Below are 22,875 nucleotides of genomic sequence, written 5' to 3' on the forward strand. Positions count from 1 at the left end.
GACGGGGTATTACCCCTGGTGCGTTGGCGGCCGAGCTGATCCGTCGAGAACTGGCCATCCGAACAAAACCCCGAAATCCACGGGGTTCAGTGACGCCGTTCCATCGACGGCCCTGACCAGGGCCTGATAAGCCCGAATTGCGGGCACAAAAAAGCCGGGATTGCGGCCCGGCTTCTTCAACTGCATATGACTGGAGACGATTATGCACACCCACCAACACGATGTACAGGCCCTGTCCAGGCCCGCGCCACAAAATGCTGGCGGTGATTTCGTGGCGCGCACGATGTCTTCGAGAGAGCTTGCGAGCCTGACCGGCAAGAGGCATGACAACGTTAGGCGCGACATCCTCGCGATGCTCAGTGACCTTGGGGCCGATGTCCTCAAATTTGAGGACATTTACCTGGACGGCCGCAATCGCCGGCAAACCCAGTACCTCTTGGACCGCGAGCATACCGATTGCCTGCTTGCAGGCTACAGCGCGCCGCTGCGAATGAAGGTGATCCGTCGCTGGCGCGAATTGGAAGAGCGCGATCTGGCCAGGGCTGCTACCGGAGCCACTGGCACGAAAGTCATCGGCGAGATCGCCATCATGGAGTGCTTCACTCGATTGCTGAAGCCAGCTCCATCCAGCCAGTTGGCAATGCTCGCCAAGATCGCCGAGAACAACGGGCTCGATCCGCAATTCCTACCAAGCTATGCCATCGATTCCCCACCAGATGCGACCGGCGGGAGCTCAATGCCAACCATGGCTGTGACAGCTCTGCTCAAGCGCCACGGAGTGAACACGTCGGCCCCTGCCTTCAACCGTGCCCTGGCCGGGCTTGGCTTCCTCCAGGCTCGAACCCGGCAGAACAGCAAGCGCGAACCTGTGTGCTTCTGGTCCGTGACTGATAAGGGCCTGCGCTACGGCAAGAACATCACCAGCCCTCAGTGCCCGAGAGAAACGCAGCCGCACTGGTACATCGATCGTTTCGAAGAACTCGTCGACCTGGTCGGCGTGGGAGCCAAGTAATGGCCGGAGACTGGATCAAAATGCGCGTAGATCTTCAGACGCATCCGAAAGTTTTCCGCATGGTGTCCGCATTGCGTGCGGACAGATTGCGGGTGATCGGCGGACTGCATGTCGCTTGGAGCATCTTTGACACCCATTCAGCTGATGGAGTGCTGCATGGGTACACCACCGATGCCATGGATGCCGTGATCGGCTGGCCGGGCTTCACCCAGGCCATGGTTGATGTCGAATGGGCAAATATCGATGAGGAGGGAAGCCTCGTCATGCCTCGCTTTGACGAGCACAACGGGGCCAGCGCGAAGCGTCGAGCAAACGATAGCGAGCGCAAGCGGGTTTCTCGAAAGGCTGATTCTGTCCGCAATTTGTCCGCAGACGATGCGGACAAATTGCGGACCAGAGAAGAGAAGAGAAGAGAAGATAAAGAACAAGATCAAAAGACTTCGTCATCGGGCGATGACGGCGACCTGTTTGTTAGGTTCTGGAAGCTCTATCCGCGGAAGGTGGGCAAGGCCAATGCTGAGAAGGCTTGGTCGAAGCTGAAAGTCGACGCCGACCTGTTCGAACGTATGGCTGGCGCGCTGGCTGCCTGGGCGGCTTCGCCGGACTGGACCAAGGACGGCGGCCAATTCATCCCGCACCCGGCCACTTGGCTGAACGGCAAGCGCTGGGAAGACGAAATGCCGGCTGCTGGAAATGTTCACCACCTGCCGACCAGCCGTCACCACGGCTTCGCTGACCGCGATTACACCACTGGCCTGAAGCAGCGGGAGGACGGCAGCTATGCGCTCTGAAAAAGTCACCCCGATCAACCAGGCATCCCTCTGCGACCGTACCCAGCCTGCCGAGTGCGAGAAGCACGGCGCCTTCGAGCAGAAGGTCACCATGCTGATGGGCAAGGCTCTGCGCAGCCAGTGCCCGGAGTGCGCCCGAATCGCCAAGGAGGAGCGCGAGGCCCGCGCCGAGGCCGAGCAGGCCCTGAACGTGCGTCTGGCGATATCCCGCAAGCTGGGTGACTCGCTGATCCCGAAACGCTTCGCTGATCGCTCGCTGGCGAACTACAAGGCCGAGCACAAGGGCCAGGCTGAGGCGCTGCGCTTCTGCCGCCACTACGTGAAGACCTTCGACCAGATCGCCGAGAGCGGCCGCTGCATGGTGCTGCTGGGCAAGCCAGGCACCGGCAAGACCCATTTGGGCGCCGGCATGGCCAACGACCTGATGCGTAGCACTTCGCACTCGGCGGTGTACCGCACTGTCGGCTCGATCCTGCAGTCGATTCGCGCCACCTACGACCGGTCCAGCGAGGCGACCGAGGCCAGCATTCTGGCCAGCCTGATCGAGCCATCGCTGCTGGTGCTGGACGAGGTAGGCGTGAGCAAGGAGCAGCCCAGCGACTTCGAGCTGACGACCCTGTTCGCGATCATCAATGGCCGCTACGAGCAGGTGAAGCCTACGGTGGTCATTTCCAACCTGGGCCCCGAGCAGTTGCCTGTGGCCATGGGCGAGCGCTGCGTCGACCGCCTGCGCGAGGGCGGGATGATTGTGGTGCCGTTCGAGTGGGAATCGCATCGCGGCAAGGAGGGCGTGTGATGACCAGCAGATCGAAGCAAAAAAGTGGTCGGCCTCTCGCCCGCACTGACACATCTCCGCAAGGTTCATGCGTGCTTGAGGCCGGTGCCCAAGATTTTATAAATCCGAAAAGTGTTGATCAAGGGGTCTGCATGGCTGAGTTAACCATTCGCTTGCAAGGAGGCCGCGCATGACTATCGACAAGCAAAAGCTCCAGCCCCTGCTGTGGTCGGTAGTCGCCTCCTGGCGCGCCGGCAGTGATGCCCTTGAGCGTCACACGAATGCCCTGGATGAGTTCCTCGGCGAGACGACGGTGGAGGAGGTCGCGCTGGGCCTGCTGGACGAGATCAGCCAGCTCACTGCCCGGGTGCGAGCCGCGGAGAAGCAGCTGCAGGAGGTGGCCAATGCCTGAGTTCGCTATCCGCAGCAGTCAGGACCTCAACCGGCTGTACGGCGCACTGCACGCTATCGACCTGACCAGGCCCAAGGTGGTGGTCATCAAGGACGAGAAACGGCCTGACGTCTGCAACCGGAAGATGTGGGCAATGCTTCGGGACGTTTCTCAGCAGGTGGAGTGGTACGGCCGCAAGCTCACCGACGAGGACTGGAAGCACATTTTCAGCGCGGCGGTGCAGAAGCAGGACGCGGTACCGGGCATCGACGGCGGCTTCGTCGTCCTGGGCGTCTCGACCCGCAAGCAGTCGCAGGAGTGGTTCAGCGACCTGTTCGAAGTGATGCACGCCTTCGGCGCCGAGCACGGCGTGCGATGGACTGAGCCTGATCGGTGGGGAGGGCAGTACTGATGCGCGTCGTATCCAAGAAGGTGCGCGATAGCGCCCGCGGCCAGGATTGCACCGTGCGCATCCCTGGCGCCTGCAACTTCAACCCGGAGACCACCGTGCTGGCCCACCTGCCATGCGGCCAGAAGGGAATGGGCATGAAGGGCTTCGATACCGTGGCGGTATACGCCTGCAGCGCCTGTCATGACGTGCTCGACGGTCGCGGTCAGGGTGAAGTGGATTGGTCCGACATGCCCCGGGCAATCGCTGAGACTCATGAGGCCCTGATCCGGGCTGGGATTCTGACCGTGAAGGGGGCCGCATGACCGAACTCGCACTACCCTGGCCGCCGGCCGCATGCAGCCCGAACGCCAGGGTGCACTGGACCAGGAAGAGCAAGGCGGCGAAGACCTATCGCTACGCCTGCTTTCTCCTGGCCAGGCAAGCGGGTATCCAGGCACCAGAGGGCGACGCACTGCTCATGCTCGAGTTCGTGCCGCCAGATCGCCGCCGGCGCGACGACGACAACCTGCTGGCGATGTTCAAGGCGGGTCGTGACGGCCTGGCGGACGCCCTGGGCATCGACGACAACGTGTTCGCCACCCAGATCAGGGTGAGCAAGGAAACGATCAAGGGCGGCGCCGTGCGCATCCGCATCAAGCCAATGGAGGCAGCAGCATGACCTGGACCACCGAACAAATCGTCGGCCTGCTCCTGCTGGCCATGTTCATCAGCTCCACCTGGTGCGTCACGCGCGGCCAGCTCATCGCGAATCGTCGGAAGAAGGAGCAAGGGCGATGATCTATCAAAACGTGGTATCGGCGGTGGTTCGGGCTCTGGCGGCAGAGACGATCAATAGCGCTGGCGGGTGCAGTGTCGAACCGCGGGTGCAGGCGGGCAAGCTGAAGGGGGAGATCTCCGGGAAGGATGCAGCTTTGCTTGCTGACTCGATCGTTCACCGGCTGCTCCATGCCCAGCTTTCCCCGCGGCACTGGAACGCTCTGGTGGCGAAGTACAGCACGCACAAGGGGCGCAAGGTCGATTCGATTGGCCGCCTGGTTGCAATCGTGACAACCCCCGCGCCGAAGCGCTTCACGCAGCAAGCAGTGCTTGTCTGGGCGGTTCCGCAGCAAACGAAGGGGATTCAGCGCAAGGTGCCCCAGTTCAAGGCGCCTGAACCGCGCGAGAACGAACGGGAGGGGCAGTGGGACTGGCGCAACAAGGCTGCTGCTGCCGCTGCTGAGCGCGCCAACAAGCACGCCCGTGCCGTGGCCGAGGTGAAGCCGGGGGAGATGATCGTCCTGGCTGAGTCGAACTACGACATGACCAACTGGGATTCTCAAGGCCTGACCGAGCGCACTTACCAGCGCTGGAACCGGGCCATCAAGGGCGCTCTGGAGGCGATGGTGAACGAGGCGCTGGTCGAGGCTCAGCACATGCTCGAAGCGATTGGAGTGCTCTTCGGCGAGGCCGCGTGAAAAGTGCCTCAAAAGGGCTTGCAATATCATGTCGCCATGTCGTAAATTTGCTACATCCTGTCATTCCTGCGCGTGTTGAGGAGTGACGAATGGCTTCGGGGGGCGAACGGTTCGATTCCGGCAGCTCTCACAGCTACCCAGATGGCATTGCTGTTTGTTTTGGCGGTCTTCGTGACCGTGCTTTATACAACACCAGAAATGCTGACCGCGACAGTTATTTCGCTCGCGGATGAGGGTAGTAAGATGACCGAGATCCCAAGCTTCACCACGCTGTTTTTCAAGCCTGTTGCAATCGTGGTATCCGCCATCTGGTGTAGCTGCATCGCTGCTGGTGCAGTTCCCCGCTCCATTTGAGGCCTCCGGCCTCGGTAAGCCCGGCCATTGTGCCGGGCTTTTTATTGCCCGCAGGGGAGCGTATGAAGCCATCAACTGCATGGAGCCTCCTGGCATTCGCCTTGGCCCTGGCCAGCTACGCCCTTCACCGCGACATCAGCGCCAATGTCTTCCTTGGCTGCGTATTCATCATTCAGGGCCTCAAAAGGCCCGACGGCTCGGCCCAAGAGCGGCGGGCTACATTCCTGGCTGCCGCACTGAGCGCTGGCATCCTCCTTTTCGCGCTATGGGTGCTCGCCACCGGCCTCGACATCCGCGGCCCGGCGCCATTCCGCTACAAACACTAAGGGACTGAACATGGCCGATGCCGCTACCCCAGCAGCTTGCACGGTTGTAGGGTTGGGCGGCATTGCCCTCGCAAGCTGCCTCCCCACGATCGACCTCAACGCTGTTGTCTGCGCCTTTGGTGGCGCACTGCTCTTCATCCTCTGGGCGAAGGACATCAACCTGTGGCAACGCCTCGGGTACTTGCTCGTCGGATGGATCGGCGGGTACTACGGCTCTGCCGAGATCCTGGCCCAGGCCTGGACGAAGACCAGCGGCATCGCCGCCTTCGCCTGCGGGCTGGCCACGGTCCTGGTGAGCATCAGCGTTCTGGAGTCGTTCAACACCGGCAAACTGCCGAAGTGGGTAACCGAGCTGCCAGCAGCGATTGGCAGCCTGTTCCCCAAGCGAGGGGGCCAATGACCCTAGACCAAACCATCACCCTGGCCCATGCCGGGTTCTGCGGCGGTATCTGCTTCGTCATCGCGTTCATGTACCGGCGGGGCGGGTCCAGCTACAAGTTCTTGCCCAGCCTGTGCGCCTTCTGCCTGGCCTCCCTGTTCGGCCAGGAGTGGCTGAGCATCGTCGGCGCGATCCTGCTGTACGGTCAGTGGCCGGCCACCTCGGTGCCCAGCACGCTGATCTTCGGGATCATGTTCATCCTGGCGCTGCGCTCGAAGGGCAACGTGGCCAGGTTGTTCGATCAATCGCGGCGCCGGTAAGCGCGCCACAAAACAGAGGCGCGCCGTTTCGTGGCGCGGGAGTAGGCATGAGCAACGTCACGCGGATTCGCCATGAGCTGCCAGTAAGCCTGGATATCGTCAATGCGGTGGCTGAGTTCGATGCAGCCCTGGTTAAAGCGATTGATGCCGCCAAGGAAGCCGGTCTTCCGCAGGGGCTACTGGTTGGCCTGCTGCATGGGCACGCGCACGGTGAGACACATAGAATGGTCGCTAGGTGAAGATTACGAGATTTTTGCGCTAGCGCTTGCCTGGAGTCGATAGCGTGTGAAGTAGGTGCCGTCGATTTCAACTTCTCCGTCAGGGCGAAACCCTAGGCGAAGCACACCTTTGATTCGAGTTCTGGTAGGTGGGAGCAATATGGTAATTGACTCCAAGCCCAGCTCTTGGAAAGCGCGCCGCACTATCTCATCGAATATCATTCTTCCAAGCCCCCAGTAATCTGGGTGAAGCACTAAAGCAAGATCAGCGTCACCGTTTTCATGTTGCAGGCCACCCCAGCCGGCGAATTTATCTTCCACGAAAAATGCCCAGGGACCGTATCCATTAAGGTCCCATTGGGCCTCTTTTTGAGCGACCCATGCCTTGCACTTGCTTTCGTCAAAGTCTGGACGCCCCAAGGGCATTTGACGTAAGACATCAGGGTTGTTGTTGAGCGCGATGATGTCCCCGATGGAGACGTCGCTGAGGCGTCTGAAATGTATTCGCATGATTTGCCTTGCGGGATAGTTGATCTCACCAATACAGTCAACGCGCCACCATTTCAAGCTGTAGGTGACCGATGAGTAGGCCGATGCCTCCAGCTGACTTGCTCCAATCTCTGTGGCTCACACTCTGCCCTGCCACCGGAGTGTGGGATTGGGTACAGCGCGAGATCCTGGCCGAGACCGGCAGCATCCATAACCCAGACCACGCCCACCTGATTGACGCCAACATTGGTGTGCTGTGGGCATCGACTGGGTTCGCCAAGCAGGGGCGCGTGGTGCTTGGCCAGGCGGAGCAGCTGATGTTCCGCGCTGGCGGATGGCAGAAAGCCCGTCAAGAGCAGCAGATGCGGGAGTGGTTCGGCGAGGAGCCGGACTACCTCATCACCCTGGCCGCCGACTACTGCGCACAGTGCACCGACGCTGAGTTCTGCGCCTTGATTGAGCATGAGCTTTATCACATTGCGCAGGCGACCGATGAGTACGGAGCACCCAAGTTCACTCAGGACGGGCTGCCCAAGCTCTTCCTGCGCGGCCATGACGTCGAAGAGTTCGTCGGTGTGGTGAGGCGCTACGGTGCCAGTGAAGAAGTTCAGCAGCTGATCGATGCTGCAAGCCGGCCGCCAGAGGTGGCCAAGATCAACATTTCGAGGGCCTGCGGAACCTGCCTACTCAAGTCGGCCTGATTTTTGACAGGTTTTGACGGATGACAAACCCATGGCAGCACTACGAAGCGAGGTCAAAGCCTTCATTGTTCAGGCTCTGGCCTGCTTCGATTCACCCAGCCAGGTGGTGGAGGCTGTCAAGAAGGAGTTCGGGGTCGAGGTGAGTCGCCAGCAGTGCGAGTCGCATGACCCCACCAAATATGCAGGCAGAGGCCTGGCCCAAAAGTGGGCTGACCTGTTCCATGAGTGCCGCAAGCGCTTTCGTGAGGAGACCGCAGACATCCCAATCGCCAACCGGGCGTTCCGTCTGCGCGGTCTTGGGCGGATGGCTGAGAAGGCCGAGAACATGCGCAATCTGGCGCTGACAGCTCAGTTGTACGAGCAGGCAGCCAAGGAGTGCGGCGACATGTACGTCAACCGCAAGCTCGAACCCGACAAGCCCCTGGGCTCCCAGGCGGACCAGCAGCACGCCGTTGCTGAGTACAAGCTGGAGCCAGACGAGAATGTCCCCGCTACCCCGTACCTATGAGGCGCCGGTCAAGCTGACGCCCAAACAGGCGAACATCTACGTCTGGGGCTTCCAGCGCAATGCGCGCTTCCGAGATGCGGTGTGTGGCCGGCGATTCGGCAAGACCTTCCTCGGCAAGGCTGAGATGCGCCGCGCTGCCCGGCTCGCTGCGGAGTGGGGCGTGAGCGTCGAGGATGAGATCTGGTACGCGGCTCCGACGCAGAAGCAGGCCCGCCGAGTGTTCTGGCGCCGACTGAAGCAGGCCATCCCGCGAGAGTGGCGGGAATGCAAGCCGAACGAGTCGGACATGCTGATCACACTCAAGAGCGGTCACCTGATTCGCTGCGTGGGCCTGGAGAATTACGACGATCTGCGCGGCTCCGGCTTGTTCTTCGTCCTGGTGGATGAATGGGCGGATTGCAAGTGGGCGGCCTGGGAGGAAGTGCTGCGACCAATGCTGTCGACGTGTGAGTACGTCATACCCGGTGTTGGAATGCTCAAGGGTGGTCACGCGCTACGCATCGGCACCCCTAAGGGCTTCAACCACTGTTTCGACACCTACCGCGACGGCCAGGCCGATGGCGAGCCGGACCACAAGAGCTGGCTATACACCTCGTTGCAGGGCGGCAACGTCCCGGCCGAGGAGCTGGACGCGGCGCGCCGCAAGATGGACCCGCGGACGTTCCGCCAGGAGTACGAGGCCAGCTTCGAGAACTATGCCGGCGTCGTCTACTACACCTTCAGCCGCAGCGAGAGCCGCACCAGCGAGCGAATCAAACCGGGCGAGGTCCTGCACATCGGCATGGACTTCAACGTCATGAAAATGGCCGCGGTGGTCTATGTCGTCCGCGATGGCCTGCCGCTGGCCCTGGATGAGTTCCACTCAGTGCGCGACACGCCGGAGATGATCGAGAAGATCCAGGCGCGCTTCCCTGGTCACGGCATCGCGGTCTACCCCGATGCCAGCGGCCAGAACACCAGCAGCAAGAATGCCAGCGAGTCCGACCTGTCCCTGCTTCGCAAAGCTGGCTTCACGGTGATCGTGGACAGCCAGAACCCAGGCGTAAAAGATCGGGTGAACTCGGTCAACGCCATGCTCATGAACGCCTACGGCGAGCGCCGGCTGAAGGTCAACATCGACCAGTGCCCGCAACTAACCCTGTGCCTTGAGCGGCAGACCTATGACAAGCATGGCGAACCCGACAAGGACCCGAAGAAGGGTCATGACCACATGAACGACGCCGCCGGCTACTTCATCGCAAAGCGATACCCGATCAACGTGGCAACGGCCACAAGCCAATCCCTGAGAATGTGACCATGAGCGATAACCCGAGCATCACGCTGCCCGCTGTCGACGCGATGCGCGCCTACTGGGCCGTGATCTCGCCGCTCATGGGCGGAACCATGGCGATGCGAGCGGCGGGGAAGGTCCTGCTGCCGCAGTATCCCGCCGAAGACGACGAATCCTACCGGGAGCGTCTGCGCCTCTCGACGCTGCTGCCGGCTTATTCTGAGACGGTTGGCAACATGACCTCGCGGGTGTTCGCCGAGCCGCTTCAGGTGGGTGACGATGTGCCAGAGACCATTGTTGAGATGGCCAAGGACATCGATCACGCCGGCAACGACCTCAACTCCTGGGCGGTCGGTTTCTTCACCGAGGGGCTGAGCCACGGTCTGTGCCACGCCTTCGTCGATCACCCGCCCGCAGGCGAACTGAAGACCCAGGCCGACGAACAGGCCGCCGGTGTGCGTCCCTATGTTGTGCTGGTGAGGCCTGAACAGGTGTTGGGCTGGCGCTCTAAGGGCGGTGTGCTGACCATGGTCCGCTACATCGAGGTGGTCGAGGAGGAGGACGGCGAGTTCGGCGCCAAGTGCGTCGAGCAGATTCGCGTGCTGGAACCGGGCTCCTGGCGAACCTACCGCAGGTCGGCCAAGGCCGTGCGGGGCAAGCAGGCCGCAGCTGGCGGTACCTGGGAGCTGCACGAAGAGGGCACCAACAGCCTGACCGCGATCCCTTGGGTTACCTTCTACACCGGCCGCACCGGCTTCATGACGGCCAAGCCGCCGCTGATCGAGCTGGCGCACCTGAACGTGAAGCACTGGCAGAGCCAGAGCGACCAGGACAACATCCTGCATGTCATTCGCGTTCCGATCCTGGTGCGCATCGGCATCCAGACCCAATACGACAACCAAGGGAAGATCGTCCCGCCAGAGTTCAAGGTTGGCACCGGCCAGCTGACCGACCTGCCCAAGGGTGGCGACCTCAAGTACGTCGAGCACACCGGCCAGGCCGTTGAGTCTGGTAGAACTGCGTTGCAAGACCTGATCGGTGAGATGCGCATGGCTGGGGCCAAGCTGCTGACGCCGGACAAAACGGCAAACAAGACTGCCACCCAGGCGGAAGAGGAGGCGGCGCAGGAGCTGTCCCCGCTGGCGCGCATGGCGCACCACTTCGCCGACTGCCTGGCGCAGCTGCTCCAGTTCATGGCCGACTACCGTGGCCTGGGCGAGGGCGGCACGGTCGAGATGCGCGGCAACTTCGACGTCGACTACATGCCTGAGGTATCGCTGCCGACGCTGGTATCCATGGCCAATGCCGGGATGATCAGCAAGGAGACGCTGTTCACCGAGATGCAGCGGCGCGGTGTGATCAGCGACGAATACGACTGGGAAGAGGAACTGGCGAAGATTGAGGCCCAGGGCCCGGCTCTCGGTACGCTGTGATGAAGACCGCCAATGAGAAGCTGCTGGACGAGCTGATCGGGCATGAGGTCGACCTGTCTAGGCTGAGCAACAGCCAGGTTGTGACGATCATCAAGATCCTCAACAGCAAGGACGCCGACCTGCGCGCCGCGCTGATTGAGGCTATCGACAACCTTGGCACCGACTTGTCGGCAGCGGCTGTCGATATCGCGCTGTTGGCGGTGCTGCGGATCAACCAGCAGACCTTCATTGAGATCCGCCTGGCCATGGACCAGGTGACCGACGGGCTGATCAGCTATGAGCTCGCGTTCCAGCAGAGCGCGTTGCGGGCCGTTCTCCCGGCCTTGGTGCAGGAGGCATACCCGGTCGCCTCCCCGGCGTTCAGCGCAGTGAAGACGATCGCCCAGGCCCGACCATTCCAGGGGCGCCTGCTGAGGGAGTGGATGGCTGGCATCGAGTCCAGCCGCGCTGCCGAAGTGCGTGATGCCGTGCGCTCGGGAATGGTCGAGGGGCGCACCACTGCGGAGATCGTCCGTACGATCATGGGCAGTCGGGTTCAGCAATACGCCGACGGGGCCCTTCAGAAGTCCAGGCGCGACGTTGAGGCGGTGGTGCGGTCTGCGGTATCCCATACGGCCGAAACAGCCAGTGACGCAGCGTACGAGGCGAACAGCGACATCATCAGCCACGTTGAGTGGCTCAGTACGCTGGACAACCACACATCGAGCGACTGCCGGATCCGCGACCGGCTGCCCTACACCCTGGGCACATACAAGCCCATCGGCCACACGATCCCGTGGCTGGCCGGGCCTGGTCGCATCCACTTCTGCTGCCGTTCCTCCAAGGTTCCGGTGCTCAAGAGCGCCAAGGCCCTGGGCTTCAGCGACGGCGCAACGCGGGCGAGCATGGATGGCCAGGTGCCCGAGTCAACCACCTACGCCGAATGGCTCAGCAAGCAGTCTGCAACGCGCCAGGACGAGATCCTCGGGCCAGAGCGTGGCCGACTGATGCGTGAGGGTGGGCTGAAGCTCAGTGCGTTCTACAACGACAAGGGCCGCCTGCTTGGGCTTGAAGAATTGCGATCAAGACTAGATTGAAGAAGGCCGCCGGCTGTTCAGCGAGGAAAGGCGTGTATAAGCTTCGTCTTCCACTATCAGGAGGATACCCATGGTCGACCAAAACGAAATTGAGCATGAGGAGCATGAGGAGCATGACGATGATCCCCAATGTGAAAACGATCACGGTGCAACAGCCACTGTAAATCGTAATGGGATATGGCTCTGCACGGATTGTGACAGACCGGAAGTGGACGAGTAACGCGCTTTAAGCGATCACGAGCCCTGGCATTTGCCGGGGCTTTTTTATGCCTGCAGTTCGGATGGACGGGGCGTAATTGGGGCCGGATGGCTCATCAACTGGCCGGATGGCCCAGAGAGACGAAATGAAACTCAAGACTGTTGAAGTGGATGGCAAGCAGTACGCCGTGATCGAGGATGGCAAGCCGGTCTACGTCGAGGACGATGGCAAAGAGGTCGCCTTCGATGCCGTGGGCACCCGCAACACCATCACCCGGCTGAATGCCGAGGCGAAGTCGCACCGCGAGCGCGCGGACAGCTTCGAGAAAACTGCTAAGGCGTTCGAAGGCATCGAAGATGCTGCGGCAGCCAAGAAAGCCCTGGAGATCGTCGCCAACCTCGACGCCAAGAAGCTGGTGGATGCCGGCGAGATCGAGAAGGTGAAGGGCGAAATCAGCAAGGCCTTCCAAACTCAGCTGGATGAAGCCAACGGCAAGGCGCAGACCTTCGAGCAGCAGCTGTATGCCGAGAAGATCGGCGGCAGCTTCGCGCGCTCCCAGTTCATCGCCGAGAAGATGGCTGTTCCCGCTGACATGGTCCAGGCCGCCTTCGGCAGCAACTTCAAGATCGAGGAAGGCAAGGTCGTCGCCTACGACGCCCAGGGCCAGAAGGTCTTCAGTCGCTCCCGCCCGGGTGAGCTGGCCGACTTCAACGAAGCGCTCGAAACCCTCGTCTCGCAGTACCCCCACCGTGATCACATCCTGAAGAGTTCCGGCGCCAACGGCGGCGGCGCACCGAATGGCGGTGGTCAGCAAAAACCCACGAAGGGCAACTTCGGTGGCTCCAAGGCTGAGCGCCTGGAAGCGATCAAGGGCCTGACCGCAAGCGAATAAGGAGGCCCAATGGCCCTTTCGAACATGAAGGTGTTCAACGAATACCTCAAGCGCACCACCATTGAGACCCTGGCTCAGGACGTCGAGAAGTTCAACGCATCCTCGGCCGGAGCCATCCGCCTGACCACCCAGGGCATCGACGGCGACTTCCTTCAGGAATCGTTCTGGGCTGGCCTGCACGGCGCCCAGCGTCGCGTGGATCGTTACGCAGCCAACGGTGCCCAGGCATCTACCCCTCTGGCCCAGAAGCAGTACGACTCGGTGAAGATCGCCGGCGGCTTCGGCCCGATCCTGTGGGAGCCTTCTCAACTCTCCTGGATCCAGAAGAACCCGGAAGAAGCGCTGGAGGTGATCAGCCGCAACCTGTCTGAAGCCATCATGGCGGATCAGCTGAACACCGCCATCTCGGCCCTGGCTGGCGCCATCGGCAACCAGCCGAGCGCCACCAACGACGTTTCGGCCACTGCTGGCGTGACCTACGTCGCGATCAACAACGCTCACGCCCTGTTCGGTGATGCCTCCCAGCGCCTGGTGGCCCAGGTCATGACCGGCGCCATGTATCACAAGCTGGTCGGCCAGAACCTCGCCAACGCCGAGCGTCTGTTCCAGTTCTCCGGCGTGCAGGTGGTCGACATCCTCGGCAAGGCCGTGATCATTACCGACGCCCCGGCGCTGTACGAGGCCGGCACCCCGAACAAGCAGAAGGTGCTCAGCCTGGCTGACGGCGCCGCGGTGGTGATGGATGGTTCCGACCTGATCACCAACATCGAGACCTCCAACGGCAAGGAGCGTATCGAGACCACCATGCAGGCCGACTACACCTTTGGCCTTGGCCTCAAGGGCTACACCTGGGACACCGCCAACGGCGGCAAGTCGCCGACCAACGCCGAGCTGTCCACCGGCACCAACTGGGACCTGGTTGCGAACAGCATCAAGGCCTCGGCCGGCGTGCTGACCATCGGCGACGCCACCAAGTAATCGGTACCGCGCCCTCCGGGGCGCTTTCCGCAGGAGAACGCTATGAGCGAGAAAGTGGTTTACGAAAAGCACCCGGTGACCCCAGAGCGCAAGGCCGAGCTGCGGCAGAAGGGCTACAAGATCATCGATGCGCGTTTCGCGCCCGATGGCTACGAGCACCCGGAACCGCTGAAGGAAGCCAAAGGCTCGAAGGCTGGCAAGTCGGCTGCCGACAAGAAGGCTGCCGAAGAAGCCGAGCTGAAGGCAAAGCTGCAGGCCGCCCTGAACGAAAAGGGCGTGCAATTCAGCCCTGACGCCAGCCTGGAAGACCTCAAGAAGCTGCTGGGCGAGGCCGCGTAATGACCATCTACATCACCGTCGAGCAGGTAGACGCCCTGCTTGGGCCGACCTGGGCGCCCGACGACCAGAAGTCCCGGGCGGTGCTGATGGCCAACACCTGGCTCACCAATCTCGGCCTGCCTGGGTTCGACCCGGTACCGGACGACGTTATCCAGGCTGGCGCCGAGATTGCACGAGAGGCTGCGGCAGGGAACATCTACGGCAGCAAGGAGACCGGCGTGATGAGCAAGTCCGTGGATGCTGACGGTGTGTCGAGCTCCAAGACCTACTCTGTAACGTCCAAGACCATCAGCGCGGGTGAGTCCTTCGCCTTGGCCCTGCTGGCGCGGTATCTGGGCACCGGCCAGGTCAAGATCGTCAGGGGGTGACATGGGGCTTCGACGCGAGTTACAGGCCGAGCTGGCCCAGGCCTTCGATACGGATCTAGCCGACGCAGTGGCGGCGGTCGATGGCAGCCGGTCTGTGCCTGGCACCTACGACCCTGAGAAGGGCGGCAGTACGCCGGCGACAACGCTTCACTACGCCGGTCGCGGTGTCTTCGGCCAGTACAAGGTCCGGGAGATCGACGGTACGCGCATCCTGGCGTCAGACGTACGCCTCAAGGCGCTGCAGAACGAGCTGTTCGTGAAGGATGGCGACGCGGTCACGGAAGTCCCTGCCATCCCCGCCATCGGTGACCGCATCAGCGGCTACCGAGTCATGGACGTAGGGCAAGACGCGGCCAAGGCCACCTGGACCATCCAGTTGAGGAAGTGAGAATGCCACGCGGCCAGCATATGAAAGACCGCTATGGCGGACTGGATGGAAGTTTCTCTGCCCAGCTGCAGCAATTCGCAGAGGCGGCCACGGAGGCCGTAGAGCTCACATTTCGTGAAGTGGTCATTGCTATCGGGCGCAACCTGATTGTGATGTCGCCGGTTGGGAACCCTGATCTATGGAAGGTGAACATCGAATCGCAGGGCAAAGCCGGCGCCCAGGTCGCTTCCTATAACGCGAAGGCGGTCAGCATCAATGCGGTGATCGCTGCGGACTCGTCGAACTTCACCAAGAGTGGAAATCTGAAGCGTGGCATCAAGTATCGCAAGCCGCTAACGAAGCGCGAGCAACTGGAAAACTACGGCTACGGCGCAGGAGTGCGCAGGGTGGGCCATGGCTATGTAGGCGGTAGATTCCGCAGCAACTGGCAGCTTACCGCTGGCACCCCGGCCTCAGGCGAGATTGACGAGGTCGAAAGTGCCGGAGCCACCATCACCAAGCTCGTTGCCGCAGCTGGCGACCTAACGCTGGGAGAGGTCGCCTACATCGTCAACAACCTGCCGTATGCCATTCCCCTGGAGTACGGCCACAGCACTCAGGCGCCAGCAGGTATGGTCAGGGTCACCATTGCTGACTTCCAGAACATTGTGAACAGGATCATCGAGGCCAGAAAGGTATGAGCCATGCACGTGCCCGTCAGGCCATAGAGATCAAGCTGATGGCCTGGGCTTCTGCCCGACCCATAAGGGTCGCGAACTTCGAGCACGCTTTCGAGCCAGGTCCCGAAGAAACCTACCTGCGCGCGTTCCTGCTCCCGGCCAGCACCACCTGTCGCTATCTGGGCGGAGAGGCATACGAATACACGGGCGTTTACCAGGTCAGCATCGTGTCTCCGGCCGGACAGGTGCTGGCGACTGCCGAGGCCGTGATTGACGAGCTCAGTAGTGTCTTCCGTGTAGACAGCGAGCTGAGCCGCAACGGCTTCGAAGGCCTGGTCGTCGAGCCGGTAGAGCAGGGCCCCACCATCCCCGAACCGGCGACTTACACGGTCCCGGCCAGCTTCACCTACCGCGGCATCGCGGACCAACCGCCCGCTGGGGCATAACCACCGCCGCCCGGCGGGCTACCAAGAGGAAACACACATGGCCGCACGCATCCCGCTGCCCAACGGTTCTGTGCTGGAGATCGCCAGCACCCTGGGCACCGCCGTGCCTTTCACTGCTCTGACCAATGCCAAGCCGCCAGTGGCGAGCGCGGTGGGTCACAGCATCGATGCCGACGATATTCTGCTGATCAGCTCCGGCTGGGCTCTCATCAACGACCGCACCGCCAAGGCCGCCAACGTCACTACCGACGCGTTCTCGCTGGCAGGCCTGGACACCACCAACACCGACCGCTACACCGCTGGCGCCGGCGTTGGCTCGGTTGTCCCGGTGTCGGGCTGGACGCAGATCTCGAAGGTGACCGGTTTCACCGTCTCCGGCGGCGAGCAGCAGTTCCTCACGGTCGGTTATCTCGAGAACGACGACGACCTGCAGTTCCCCACCAACCGTAACCCGATCAGCGTGTCGGTGACGGTCGAGGACCAGCCGACCGCGCTGTACGTGCCAGTGGTGGAGGGCTACGACGATTCCAAGGAGCTGACGGTGATCCGCCTCAAGCTTCCGGGCGGCGGTCAGATCCTGATGCCTGGGTACGTCAGCATCACCAGCACGCCGACCATGGAGCGCAACCAGCTGATGACCCGCACCATCAGCGTCGGGCTGTCTGGCCGTCCGACCCGCTACAGCGCCTAAGGAGCCCTCATGGCGAAGATCAAGATCGCGCAGAACCCGACGTTCACTGCGGTTGTGCAGGTTCCGCGCATCGGCGGCGAGCCGGTGCCGGTTGAGTTCCAGTTCCTATACATGGACCGGGTGGCGCTGGCAAGTATGTTCGACCGCTGGAACAAAGCCCGCGACGCCTGGGCAGATGAGGCCCAGGCGGATGGCGCGAGCTGGGAGGAGGTCACCGCCGGTGAAATCGCCCTGCAGGCCGAGCAGCTGGGCGAAATCATCACCGGCTGGGATCTGGAGGACGAATTCAGCCAGGAGGCGATTGTCGAACTCGTGCGCACCTGCACTGGCGCGCCGAAAGCAGTGACCGACGCCTACCAGGCTGCCTACAACCCGGCACGCCTGGGAAACTGAGGGCGGCGGCGCGGGCACTGTACGAACGCGGCCCGTCCGCCGAGCAGCTTGCGGCCATTGGCCTGACCTTGACCGACATCCCCGAGGAAGAGGTGGAGGTTTGGCCAGATGCATGGCCGTCCGTTCGAGTTTTCGAGGCATTGGGCACACAGTGGCGCCTGGGGCAGGGCGGACCTTCGGGGTTGGATTACACAGCCATCCCCGCGGTCGCATCGATGCTTGGAATCACGCGCAGAGAACTCACCGAAATTTTCCCCGATCTCCGCATCATGGAGCACGAAGCTCTGGCCGTGATGGCTGAGGCGGCGGAGTAGGGCAACGACTGACGCGGCCAGGCCGCAGGAGAGGGATATGCAGCAGCGTTACATGCTGGCGATCTGGGATCTGTTCACGATGAGCGGAAGCGATGTGAGCGGCGGCGAGGCGGTGATCGCCATCATGGATGGCGACCAGGAGATTGACCGCGTCACGATCAGCGGCAAATGTCAGGGCCAGCACGGCTACCGTCGAAGCTACACCGGCAAGCCGGGCCTGACAGCAAGGATTTCGTCAGGACCTGGACGTATCCAGTTCTTGCACAATTAGGCCATGAGTAGATGGGTCATGCATAGTTGACCCTGACTTGCTCTAAATCAACACTGCAAAGGAAGTTGTGGGCCCATGAAATCAGTGATCGATGGTCATCAGCATTGCGAGCGCGGGGGTACATCGTTATCAAAAATTGCGGCTCGCTTCCGCGGTACGAGAATTCCCGATACTCCCATTTCAAGTTTTGATGAATTGCATCGGCAAGCCCAGGATGCTGCGCACAGTTCTCATCAGTCCAATCCTGCCAGGCGCGATGGATGCCTACAATAAGTTTCTCGTTCCTGGCGAGAGATTGATCCCTGGGAGTGAATTCAATATAGGTGTAGTAGAGTCCGTCCGCCTCTCCTGCCAGGCACCCAAGAGTTTTGAAGCTTTTCCCGGGGTCATTCATGGCGACTAAAAGCTGTCGCAGGCCATTCTGTTCAGTGGCCTCGTGAACTCGATCTATCAGATCAGGATTCTCGACGAGGTCGAGGCCGCCATTGTTGCGGTCTCCATCAGCAGAAACCTCAGCTGGTTGGAATGGCCATATTTGATAGCTTTCCTGGCTATCATTCCGGACAATGCTTGGTTTTAGTACTGTTGACACAATTCCTCCTGGATATCCGTACCCCAGTCCATGGGCTTTCCGGAAACGGACCGGGGCGGTTCGTTGGGAGGCACAACGCTACTACGCACCGGCCCAGCCCGCGTACTGGCTTTCCGTCCAGGGTGTATGGGTGGACAGTTTGTCAAAATTAATGGCGATGCTAATGTGCCATCCTTTTTGCATGGAGCACTATGTATGGTAAATGAGACCGTTCTTCGTCCTGCGTTAGATCACGAAATCGAAGTTCTAGAATCCCTGCTTTGCCGAGACGCTGAAAACGCCGTCAAGGCGGTTCGGAACGGATCTGATCTTCTAGACGAGACCGTATTCGTAATCCTGCATGGAGAGCAATATGCTGGATTCTGTACCTTCAGAGGCGCCTCGGCTGAAATATTCCCACTAGTGATTTTCAAGCCGTATCGCCGCCAAGGCGTTGGATTTTCTGCCATGCAACAGCTGATCGCGGTGCTGAAGCAGAAACAAATTCAAGAGGTCGCCATTGAGGTGCTACCAGGTGCCGAGTCATTCTGGCAGAAGGTATTCACAGGGTTCCCTGCCAACCCCAACTACGATGAAACGAAGTTCACTTACGCTCTCTGCTGATTTCGCTCTAAAGCCCAGCCCCGCGCTGGGCTTTTTGCATCTGGCTCACCCCTGGCCCCGGCGCTTCCACGCATAGTGTTCCCATAGCGGGCTGGTGTGGAAAGCTCGCATCAGATGCATGCTTCGTAGCTCTTCGATCTTGGCAATGGCCTCAGCCCGATCCCTGGCGCGGATCGCATCCACTGCTTCCGCCCAGTGCTCCAGCGCCTCGGCAAATCTCCGCTTCTCATCGTCGGGCATCTTCGCACCCTTCATGTGAGTGGTTGGGGAGGGTAAGGGTAGACCAAATGGGCGCGGGGCGGATGGCGCTTGTCGGTGAGCGCCGGCGGCGGCCGGGCTGTGGTAGATTTCCCTCATCAACAAGGAGGGCGCGCATGAAGCGTTTGGCACTGGTGGCCCTGGCCGGGATTGTCTTGGCGGGATGCGGGGATGGCGATATCGATCGGGCGCGTGAGGCCGTTGCTGAACAGCTTACTGACCCATCCTCTGCTCAGTTCAGGAATGAGCGGAGCAAGAAGGACGGCTGGGTATGCGGCGAAGTCAACTCGAAAAATGCCATGGGCGGCTATGTTGGATTTAAGCGGTACACAGTGATCTGGAAGGATGGCGGAGGTCAAACCGTCGCCATCGAAGGAGGCGGTGAAACATCGCTGGACCGCGCACTATGCGACGTCAAAGACGAGGGATAGTCCTCGGAAGAAAACCAAACCCGCTTCGGCGGGTTTTTTGTTGTCCGGAGAAAGCATGAGCCAGGGTGATATCGCCGTTCTCGGCATCAAGGTTGAATCAGGCGAGGCAGCAGCAGCTGCCGATGACCTGGATAAACTGACGAAAGCCGGCGAGCGCGCAGAAGCTGCTACAGGTAGCGTTGGCGCGCAAGCCAAAAGCTCTGGCGTGTCGATCAAGGACTTGGGGGCAAGCACTCAGTCTGCCGAAAAGGCAATAGACCGATACACCCGCCAGGCCCAGGCTGCAGGTATGTCGACCAAAGCCTACACCGCAGCGTTGCGCGGCGTGCCAGCGCAGTTCACGGACATCATTGTTTCGCTGCAAGGCGGGATGAACCCGTTAACCGTCATGCTTCAGCAAGGTGGTCAGCTCAAGGACATGTTCGGTGGGATCGGGCCGGCTGCCAGGGCGCTTAGCGGATATGTCGCGGGGTTGGTCAATCCGTTCACTATTGCCGGCGCGGCAGTTGCTGGGCTGGGTGTGGCGTACTACAAAGGGTCGGAGGAAGCGCAAGACTTTCGGAAAGCGCTCATCCTCACAGGAAACGCAGCTGGGACAAACGCCGGCGCGATGTCCGATTTGGCCCGGCAGATCAGCACTACCGTTGGCACAACTGGGGCGGCTGCTGAGGTGCTCGCCCAACTGGCAAACAACGGAAAAATCGCCGGTGACAGCATTGGCACCGTTGCGACTGCTGCCTTGCAGATGAAAGATGCGACGGGGCGCGCGGTAGAGGAGACGGTTGCCGAGTTTGTAAAGATCGGGAAGGACCCAGTTGCGGCAGCCAAGGAGCTGAACGAGCAGTACAATTTCCTCACCGCGAGCACCTATGCCCAAATCGCAGCCCTCAAGGAACAGGGCGATACCGTGGGGGCGGCCAAGCTCCTGACGGATACCTACGCGCAAACTATCGATACCAGGTCAAAAGAGATCGTTGAGAACCTCGGCTGGATCGAAAAGGCGTGGCGCGGTGTTTGGGGTATGACCAAAAGTGCTGGTGATGCCGCGCTGAACTTCGGCAGAACACAAGGAATTGCTGATCAGCTGACGGCGGCACAGGCTGACCTTGCCGATCTTGAAAAAAGAGCTGGAGAGAACAAAATTGTCGCCGCTAGTGCGCAGCTGAAATCAGAGCGAGAGCTGTTGCAGAGCAGAATCACAGCGCTGGGGGACCAGCTCAAGACCCAGCAAGCGATCGACCAGGCTCAAGAGAACTACCGGAAGCGCCAGCGTGACTCGATCATCGCCATGCACGAGGTCGACACTCTCGAAAAGTCCGCCTGGAACAACGCGGAGAAGCGAGCCGACGCTTTGCAAAAATACGACCGCGCACTGGAGAAAATCCGCAAGACTGACCCCAATGACGCACGGCTCAAGCCAGAGACCATTGCGCGCGTTCGAGCCGACATCGAAGAGCAGTACAAGGATCCTGCCACCAAGAAAACCCCTGCGTACCGCGAGGATGCCGCCACCAAAGCCCTCGACCAGGCCCGCCAGCAGTACTCGGTCCTCCAGCAGCAGAACGGCCTGATCGGTGCCCAGCGCGGCGAGATGCAGAAGCTCGGCGAGGCTGGCCAGGCGCTGGTGAAGTGGGAGCAGCAGCTGGCCGACATCAAGGACAAGAAGGTCCTGACCGCCGACCAGAAGTCGCTGCTGGCAAACCAGCAGCAGATTACCGCCCAGCTCCAGAAGAATGCCGGGCTGGAGAAGGAGATGCAGCTGCGCAAGTTGGCCACGGAGGAGGCGCAGAAGCTTGCAGCCTTCCAGGGCAACCTGAACAGCCAGCTGCAGCGCGCATCGCTCGGTCTCGACAGCAATCTGGCCAGCATGGGCCTAGGGGATGTCGCCCGGCAGCGCATGCAAGAGCGGCTGAGCATCGAGCAGCAGTACCAGCAGCAGCTGGACAACCTCGAGCAGCAGCACAACGAGGGGCGTATCAGTAAGGGCTTGTACGAGAAGGAGTCCGACGCCTTGCGTAAGGCGCTGGATGATCGCCTGGCCATGCAGACCAAATATTACGAGGACGTCGACGCTGCCCAGGCCGATTGGTCGCTGGGCGCGCGGTCGGCGTTCGCTTCGTACCTGGAGCAGGCCCGGGACGTTGCCGGACAGACCCGCACGCTTTTCAGCAACGCTTTCTCCAGCATGGAGGACGCGGTGGCGAACTTCGCCATAACCGGCAAGCTGTCGTTCTCCGACTTCACCAAGTCGGTGCTGGCGGACATGGCCAGGATTGCGACCAGGCAGGCGATCACCGGCATCGCCGGCAGCCTGTTTGGGTCGGCCATCGGCGGGTTCTTCGGCGGTGGCGCTTCGGCGGTGGGCGAGGGAACCATGACAGGGTTCAGCGAGGGCTCTTTTGTGCCTAACGCCAAGGGCGGGGTCTACGAATCGCCGAGTCTGTCCCACTTCAGCAACCAGGTGCACAGCTCGCCGCAGTTCTTCGCATTCGCGAAGGGGGCAGGCGTGTTTGGTGAGGCTGGACCGGAGGCGATCATGCCGCTGACCCGGGCGCCTGATGGAAACCTGGGGGTTCGCGCTGTAGGCGGATCTGGCGCCGGTGGCTCCACCTCCATCTCAGTCAATGCGCCCGTGAATATCAGCGTCCCCGATAGGAGTGGCGAGGGGATGGAGCTGGACCAGGGCCTGCTACAGCAGAACATGCAGAAGCAGATGGAAATCGCTGCCCAGAAGGCCGTGGCAGAGTCTTGGCGGCCAGGCGGGATCAGCCACCGAAACGCTACGCGGAGAACCTGATGGCCATTGAAACCTTCCGCTGGGCTACTGAGCGCGGCGAGACCCCCGATATCCAGTACCGGGTGCGGGAGTCTCGCTTCGGCGGTGGATACCGACAGGTCGTTGGCGACGGCCCAAACAACAAGGAGGACAGCTACCCGGTGACCATCACCGGCAGGAAGTCCCGGGTGTTGGAGGTCATGGCCTTTTTCGACAGGCACGCGGGCGCGAAGGCGTTCCTCTGGAGCACCCCGCTCGGCGAGCTGGGGTTGTTCACCTGCGTCGACCCGAAGCCTACCCCCATGGGCGGCGAACAGTTCAAGGTCACCGCCACCTTCCAGCGGGCCTTCCACCCGTAAGGAATCACC

At 61.3% G+C, this 22,875-nt stretch carries 37 protein-coding genes; 34 read left to right on the plus strand and 3 right to left on the minus strand.

Annotated features, from left to right (window positions below; translation table 11 throughout):
* Positions 1–283 precede the first annotated feature (283 nt).
* The 14 genes from BMY03_RS18910 (at position 284) to BMY03_RS18965 (ending at position 6,453) form a co-directional block, all read left to right on the plus strand.
* Positions 284–1,012: a Rha family transcriptional regulator gene (locus BMY03_RS18910; protein ID WP_094012035.1), complete on the plus strand. Its 729-nt coding sequence runs from the start codon at positions 284–286 to the stop codon at positions 1,010–1,012.
* Positions 1,012–1,803, plus strand: coding sequence for a Pyocin large subunit-like protein (locus BMY03_RS18915; RefSeq protein ID WP_094011923.1), 792 nt, complete (start codon positions 1,012–1,014; stop codon positions 1,801–1,803). The genes BMY03_RS18910 and BMY03_RS18915 overlap by 1 nt, the downstream gene beginning before the upstream one ends.
* Complete coding sequence (locus tag BMY03_RS18920; protein WP_094011924.1) at positions 1,793–2,599, plus strand: ATP-binding protein; 807 nt, start codon at positions 1,793–1,795, stop codon at positions 2,597–2,599. The genes BMY03_RS18915 and BMY03_RS18920 overlap by 11 nt, the downstream gene beginning before the upstream one ends.
* Positions 2,600–2,768: 169 nt before the next feature.
* Positions 2,769–2,990 (plus strand): hypothetical protein, encoded by a 222-nt coding sequence (locus BMY03_RS18925; RefSeq protein WP_094011925.1) that lies wholly within the window; start codon positions 2,769–2,771, stop codon positions 2,988–2,990.
* Positions 2,983–3,381 carry a recombination protein NinB gene (locus BMY03_RS18930; protein ID WP_094011926.1) on the plus strand — a complete coding sequence of 133 codons (399 nt, stop codon included), beginning with the start codon at positions 2,983–2,985 and terminating at the stop codon, positions 3,379–3,381. The genes BMY03_RS18925 and BMY03_RS18930 overlap by 8 nt, the downstream gene beginning before the upstream one ends.
* Positions 3,381–3,683 (plus strand): nuclease domain-containing protein, encoded by a 303-nt coding sequence (locus BMY03_RS18935; protein WP_094011927.1) that lies wholly within the window; start codon positions 3,381–3,383, stop codon positions 3,681–3,683. The genes BMY03_RS18930 and BMY03_RS18935 overlap by 1 nt, the downstream gene beginning before the upstream one ends.
* Positions 3,680–4,039 (plus strand): RusA family crossover junction endodeoxyribonuclease, encoded by a 360-nt coding sequence (locus BMY03_RS18940; protein WP_094011928.1) that lies wholly within the window; start codon positions 3,680–3,682, stop codon positions 4,037–4,039. The genes BMY03_RS18935 and BMY03_RS18940 overlap by 4 nt, the downstream gene beginning before the upstream one ends.
* Positions 4,036–4,158 (plus strand): hypothetical protein, encoded by a 123-nt coding sequence (locus tag BMY03_RS26780; RefSeq protein ID WP_280513814.1) that lies wholly within the window; start codon positions 4,036–4,038, stop codon positions 4,156–4,158. Before BMY03_RS18940 ends, BMY03_RS26780 begins: the two co-directional genes overlap by 4 nt.
* Positions 4,155–4,835: a hypothetical protein gene (locus BMY03_RS18945; protein ID WP_094011929.1), complete on the plus strand. Its 681-nt coding sequence runs from the start codon at positions 4,155–4,157 to the stop codon at positions 4,833–4,835. The genes BMY03_RS26780 and BMY03_RS18945 overlap by 4 nt, the downstream gene beginning before the upstream one ends.
* 141 nt (positions 4,836–4,976) lie before the next feature.
* Positions 4,977–5,189, plus strand: coding sequence for a hypothetical protein (locus tag BMY03_RS26205; protein WP_143067566.1), 213 nt, complete (start codon positions 4,977–4,979; stop codon positions 5,187–5,189).
* A 62-nt stretch (positions 5,190–5,251) separates the two neighbouring features.
* The gene (locus tag BMY03_RS18950; RefSeq protein ID WP_094011930.1) at positions 5,252–5,515 is read left to right on the plus strand and encodes a hypothetical protein; all 264 of its coding nucleotides are present in this window, start codon (positions 5,252–5,254) and stop codon (positions 5,513–5,515) included.
* Positions 5,516–5,525: 10 nt separating this feature from the next.
* Complete coding sequence (locus BMY03_RS18955; RefSeq protein WP_046854952.1) at positions 5,526–5,915, plus strand: putative holin; 390 nt, start codon at positions 5,526–5,528, stop codon at positions 5,913–5,915.
* Positions 5,912–6,214 (plus strand): phage holin family protein, encoded by a 303-nt coding sequence (locus BMY03_RS18960; protein ID WP_094011931.1) that lies wholly within the window; start codon positions 5,912–5,914, stop codon positions 6,212–6,214. Before BMY03_RS18955 ends, BMY03_RS18960 begins: the two co-directional genes overlap by 4 nt.
* Positions 6,215–6,261: 47 nt before the next feature.
* Positions 6,262–6,453, plus strand: a complete 192-nt coding sequence (locus tag BMY03_RS18965; protein ID WP_094011932.1) for a hypothetical protein — start codon at positions 6,262–6,264, stop codon at positions 6,451–6,453.
* A 3-nt stretch (positions 6,454–6,456) separates the two neighbouring features.
* Here BMY03_RS18965 and BMY03_RS18970 read toward each other — a convergent pair whose 3' ends face one another.
* A complete protein-coding gene (locus tag BMY03_RS18970; protein ID WP_094011933.1) occupies positions 6,457–6,942 on the minus strand; it encodes a GNAT family N-acetyltransferase in 486 nt (161 codons plus the stop codon).
* 83 nt (positions 6,943–7,025) lie between these two features.
* On the opposite strand from BMY03_RS18970, the gene BMY03_RS18975 reads away from it, so the two are divergent.
* The 16 genes from BMY03_RS18975 (at position 7,026) to BMY03_RS19050 (ending at position 17,847) form a co-directional block, all read left to right on the plus strand.
* Entirely contained in the window at positions 7,026–7,622 is a 597-nt protein-coding gene (locus BMY03_RS18975; protein WP_094011934.1) for a putative metallopeptidase, read from the plus strand.
* Between the two features lie 31 nt (positions 7,623–7,653).
* A complete protein-coding gene (locus BMY03_RS18980; protein WP_094011935.1) occupies positions 7,654–8,130 on the plus strand; it encodes a DUF2280 domain-containing protein in 477 nt (158 codons plus the stop codon).
* On the plus strand, positions 8,105–9,424 hold the full coding sequence (locus tag BMY03_RS18985) for a phage terminase large subunit family protein (protein ID WP_094011936.1): 1,320 nt from the start codon (positions 8,105–8,107) through the stop codon (positions 9,422–9,424). The genes BMY03_RS18980 and BMY03_RS18985 overlap by 26 nt, the downstream gene beginning before the upstream one ends.
* 2 nt (positions 9,425–9,426) lie before the next feature.
* Positions 9,427–10,833 (plus strand): DUF4055 domain-containing protein, encoded by a 1,407-nt coding sequence (locus BMY03_RS18990; protein ID WP_177182933.1) that lies wholly within the window; start codon positions 9,427–9,429, stop codon positions 10,831–10,833.
* Positions 10,833–11,909, plus strand: a complete 1,077-nt coding sequence (locus BMY03_RS18995) for a hypothetical protein (protein WP_094011938.1) — start codon at positions 10,833–10,835, stop codon at positions 11,907–11,909. The genes BMY03_RS18990 and BMY03_RS18995 overlap by 1 nt, the downstream gene beginning before the upstream one ends.
* A 344-nt stretch (positions 11,910–12,253) precedes the next feature.
* Positions 12,254–13,000, plus strand: a complete 747-nt coding sequence (locus BMY03_RS19000) for a DUF6651 domain-containing protein (RefSeq protein WP_094011939.1) — start codon at positions 12,254–12,256, stop codon at positions 12,998–13,000.
* Positions 13,001–13,009: 9 nt separating this feature from the next.
* On the plus strand, positions 13,010–13,978 hold the full coding sequence (locus tag BMY03_RS19005) for a major capsid protein (protein WP_027907120.1): 969 nt from the start codon (positions 13,010–13,012) through the stop codon (positions 13,976–13,978).
* Between the two features lie 42 nt (positions 13,979–14,020).
* Complete coding sequence (locus tag BMY03_RS19010; protein WP_094011940.1) at positions 14,021–14,317, plus strand: hypothetical protein; 297 nt, start codon at positions 14,021–14,023, stop codon at positions 14,315–14,317.
* Positions 14,317–14,685 (plus strand): hypothetical protein, encoded by a 369-nt coding sequence (locus tag BMY03_RS19015; protein WP_094011941.1) that lies wholly within the window; start codon positions 14,317–14,319, stop codon positions 14,683–14,685. Before BMY03_RS19010 ends, BMY03_RS19015 begins: the two co-directional genes overlap by 1 nt.
* Before the next feature lies 1 nt (position 14,686).
* Positions 14,687–15,073: a hypothetical protein gene (locus BMY03_RS19020; RefSeq protein ID WP_094011942.1), complete on the plus strand. Its 387-nt coding sequence runs from the start codon at positions 14,687–14,689 to the stop codon at positions 15,071–15,073.
* Positions 15,074–15,075: 2 nt separating this feature from the next.
* The gene (locus tag BMY03_RS19025) at positions 15,076–15,753 is read left to right on the plus strand and encodes a hypothetical protein (RefSeq protein WP_094011943.1); all 678 of its coding nucleotides are present in this window, start codon (positions 15,076–15,078) and stop codon (positions 15,751–15,753) included.
* Positions 15,750–16,178: a phage tail terminator-like protein gene (locus BMY03_RS19030; protein ID WP_094011944.1), complete on the plus strand. Its 429-nt coding sequence runs from the start codon at positions 15,750–15,752 to the stop codon at positions 16,176–16,178. The genes BMY03_RS19025 and BMY03_RS19030 overlap by 4 nt, the downstream gene beginning before the upstream one ends.
* A 37-nt stretch (positions 16,179–16,215) precedes the next feature.
* The gene (locus tag BMY03_RS19035; RefSeq protein WP_094011945.1) at positions 16,216–16,869 is read left to right on the plus strand and encodes a phage tail protein; all 654 of its coding nucleotides are present in this window, start codon (positions 16,216–16,218) and stop codon (positions 16,867–16,869) included.
* A 9-nt stretch (positions 16,870–16,878) separates the two neighbouring features.
* Entirely contained in the window at positions 16,879–17,262 is a 384-nt protein-coding gene (locus BMY03_RS19040) for a phage tail assembly chaperone (protein ID WP_094011946.1), read from the plus strand.
* Positions 17,263–17,330: 68 nt separating this feature from the next.
* Positions 17,331–17,576 carry a DUF1799 domain-containing protein gene (locus tag BMY03_RS19045; protein ID WP_425311898.1) on the plus strand — a complete coding sequence of 82 codons (246 nt, stop codon included), beginning with the start codon at positions 17,331–17,333 and terminating at the stop codon, positions 17,574–17,576.
* Between the two features lie 37 nt (positions 17,577–17,613).
* The gene (locus BMY03_RS19050) at positions 17,614–17,847 is read left to right on the plus strand and encodes a hypothetical protein (RefSeq protein WP_094011948.1); all 234 of its coding nucleotides are present in this window, start codon (positions 17,614–17,616) and stop codon (positions 17,845–17,847) included.
* A 16-nt stretch (positions 17,848–17,863) separates the two neighbouring features.
* On the opposite strand, the gene BMY03_RS26210 is transcribed toward BMY03_RS19050, so the two are convergent.
* Positions 17,864–18,439 carry a hypothetical protein gene (locus BMY03_RS26210; RefSeq protein ID WP_143067568.1) on the minus strand — a complete coding sequence of 192 codons (576 nt, stop codon included), beginning with the start codon at positions 18,437–18,439 and terminating at the stop codon, positions 17,864–17,866.
* Positions 18,440–18,634: 195 nt separating this feature from the next.
* Here BMY03_RS26210 and BMY03_RS19060 point away from each other — a divergent pair, with 195 nt between their 5' ends.
* Complete coding sequence (locus BMY03_RS19060; RefSeq protein ID WP_177182934.1) at positions 18,635–19,042, plus strand: GNAT family N-acetyltransferase; 408 nt, start codon at positions 18,635–18,637, stop codon at positions 19,040–19,042.
* Between the two features lie 45 nt (positions 19,043–19,087).
* On the opposite strand, the gene BMY03_RS19065 is transcribed toward BMY03_RS19060, so the two are convergent.
* A complete protein-coding gene (locus tag BMY03_RS19065; RefSeq protein ID WP_023628575.1) occupies positions 19,088–19,282 on the minus strand; it encodes a hypothetical protein in 195 nt (64 codons plus the stop codon).
* A gap of 134 nt (positions 19,283–19,416) precedes the next feature.
* Between BMY03_RS19065 and BMY03_RS26215 the strand changes: the two genes are divergently transcribed.
* The 3 genes from BMY03_RS26215 to BMY03_RS19075 are packed head-to-tail and all read left to right on the plus strand — an operon-like array spanning position 19,417 to position 22,866.
* Positions 19,417–19,731 carry a hypothetical protein gene (locus BMY03_RS26215; RefSeq protein WP_143067569.1) on the plus strand — a complete coding sequence of 105 codons (315 nt, stop codon included), beginning with the start codon at positions 19,417–19,419 and terminating at the stop codon, positions 19,729–19,731.
* Positions 19,732–19,786: 55 nt separating this feature from the next.
* Positions 19,787–22,528, plus strand: coding sequence for a phage tail tape measure protein (locus BMY03_RS19070; protein WP_177182935.1), 2,742 nt, complete (start codon positions 19,787–19,789; stop codon positions 22,526–22,528).
* Positions 22,528–22,866 carry a phage tail protein gene (locus BMY03_RS19075; protein ID WP_046854978.1) on the plus strand — a complete coding sequence of 113 codons (339 nt, stop codon included), beginning with the start codon at positions 22,528–22,530 and terminating at the stop codon, positions 22,864–22,866. The genes BMY03_RS19070 and BMY03_RS19075 overlap by 1 nt, the downstream gene beginning before the upstream one ends.
* The last annotated feature ends 9 nt before the right edge of the window (positions 22,867–22,875 follow it).

The organism is Pseudomonas soli (genome assembly GCF_900110655.1).
GTDB lineage: Bacteria > Pseudomonadota > Gammaproteobacteria > Pseudomonadales > Pseudomonadaceae > Aquipseudomonas > Aquipseudomonas soli.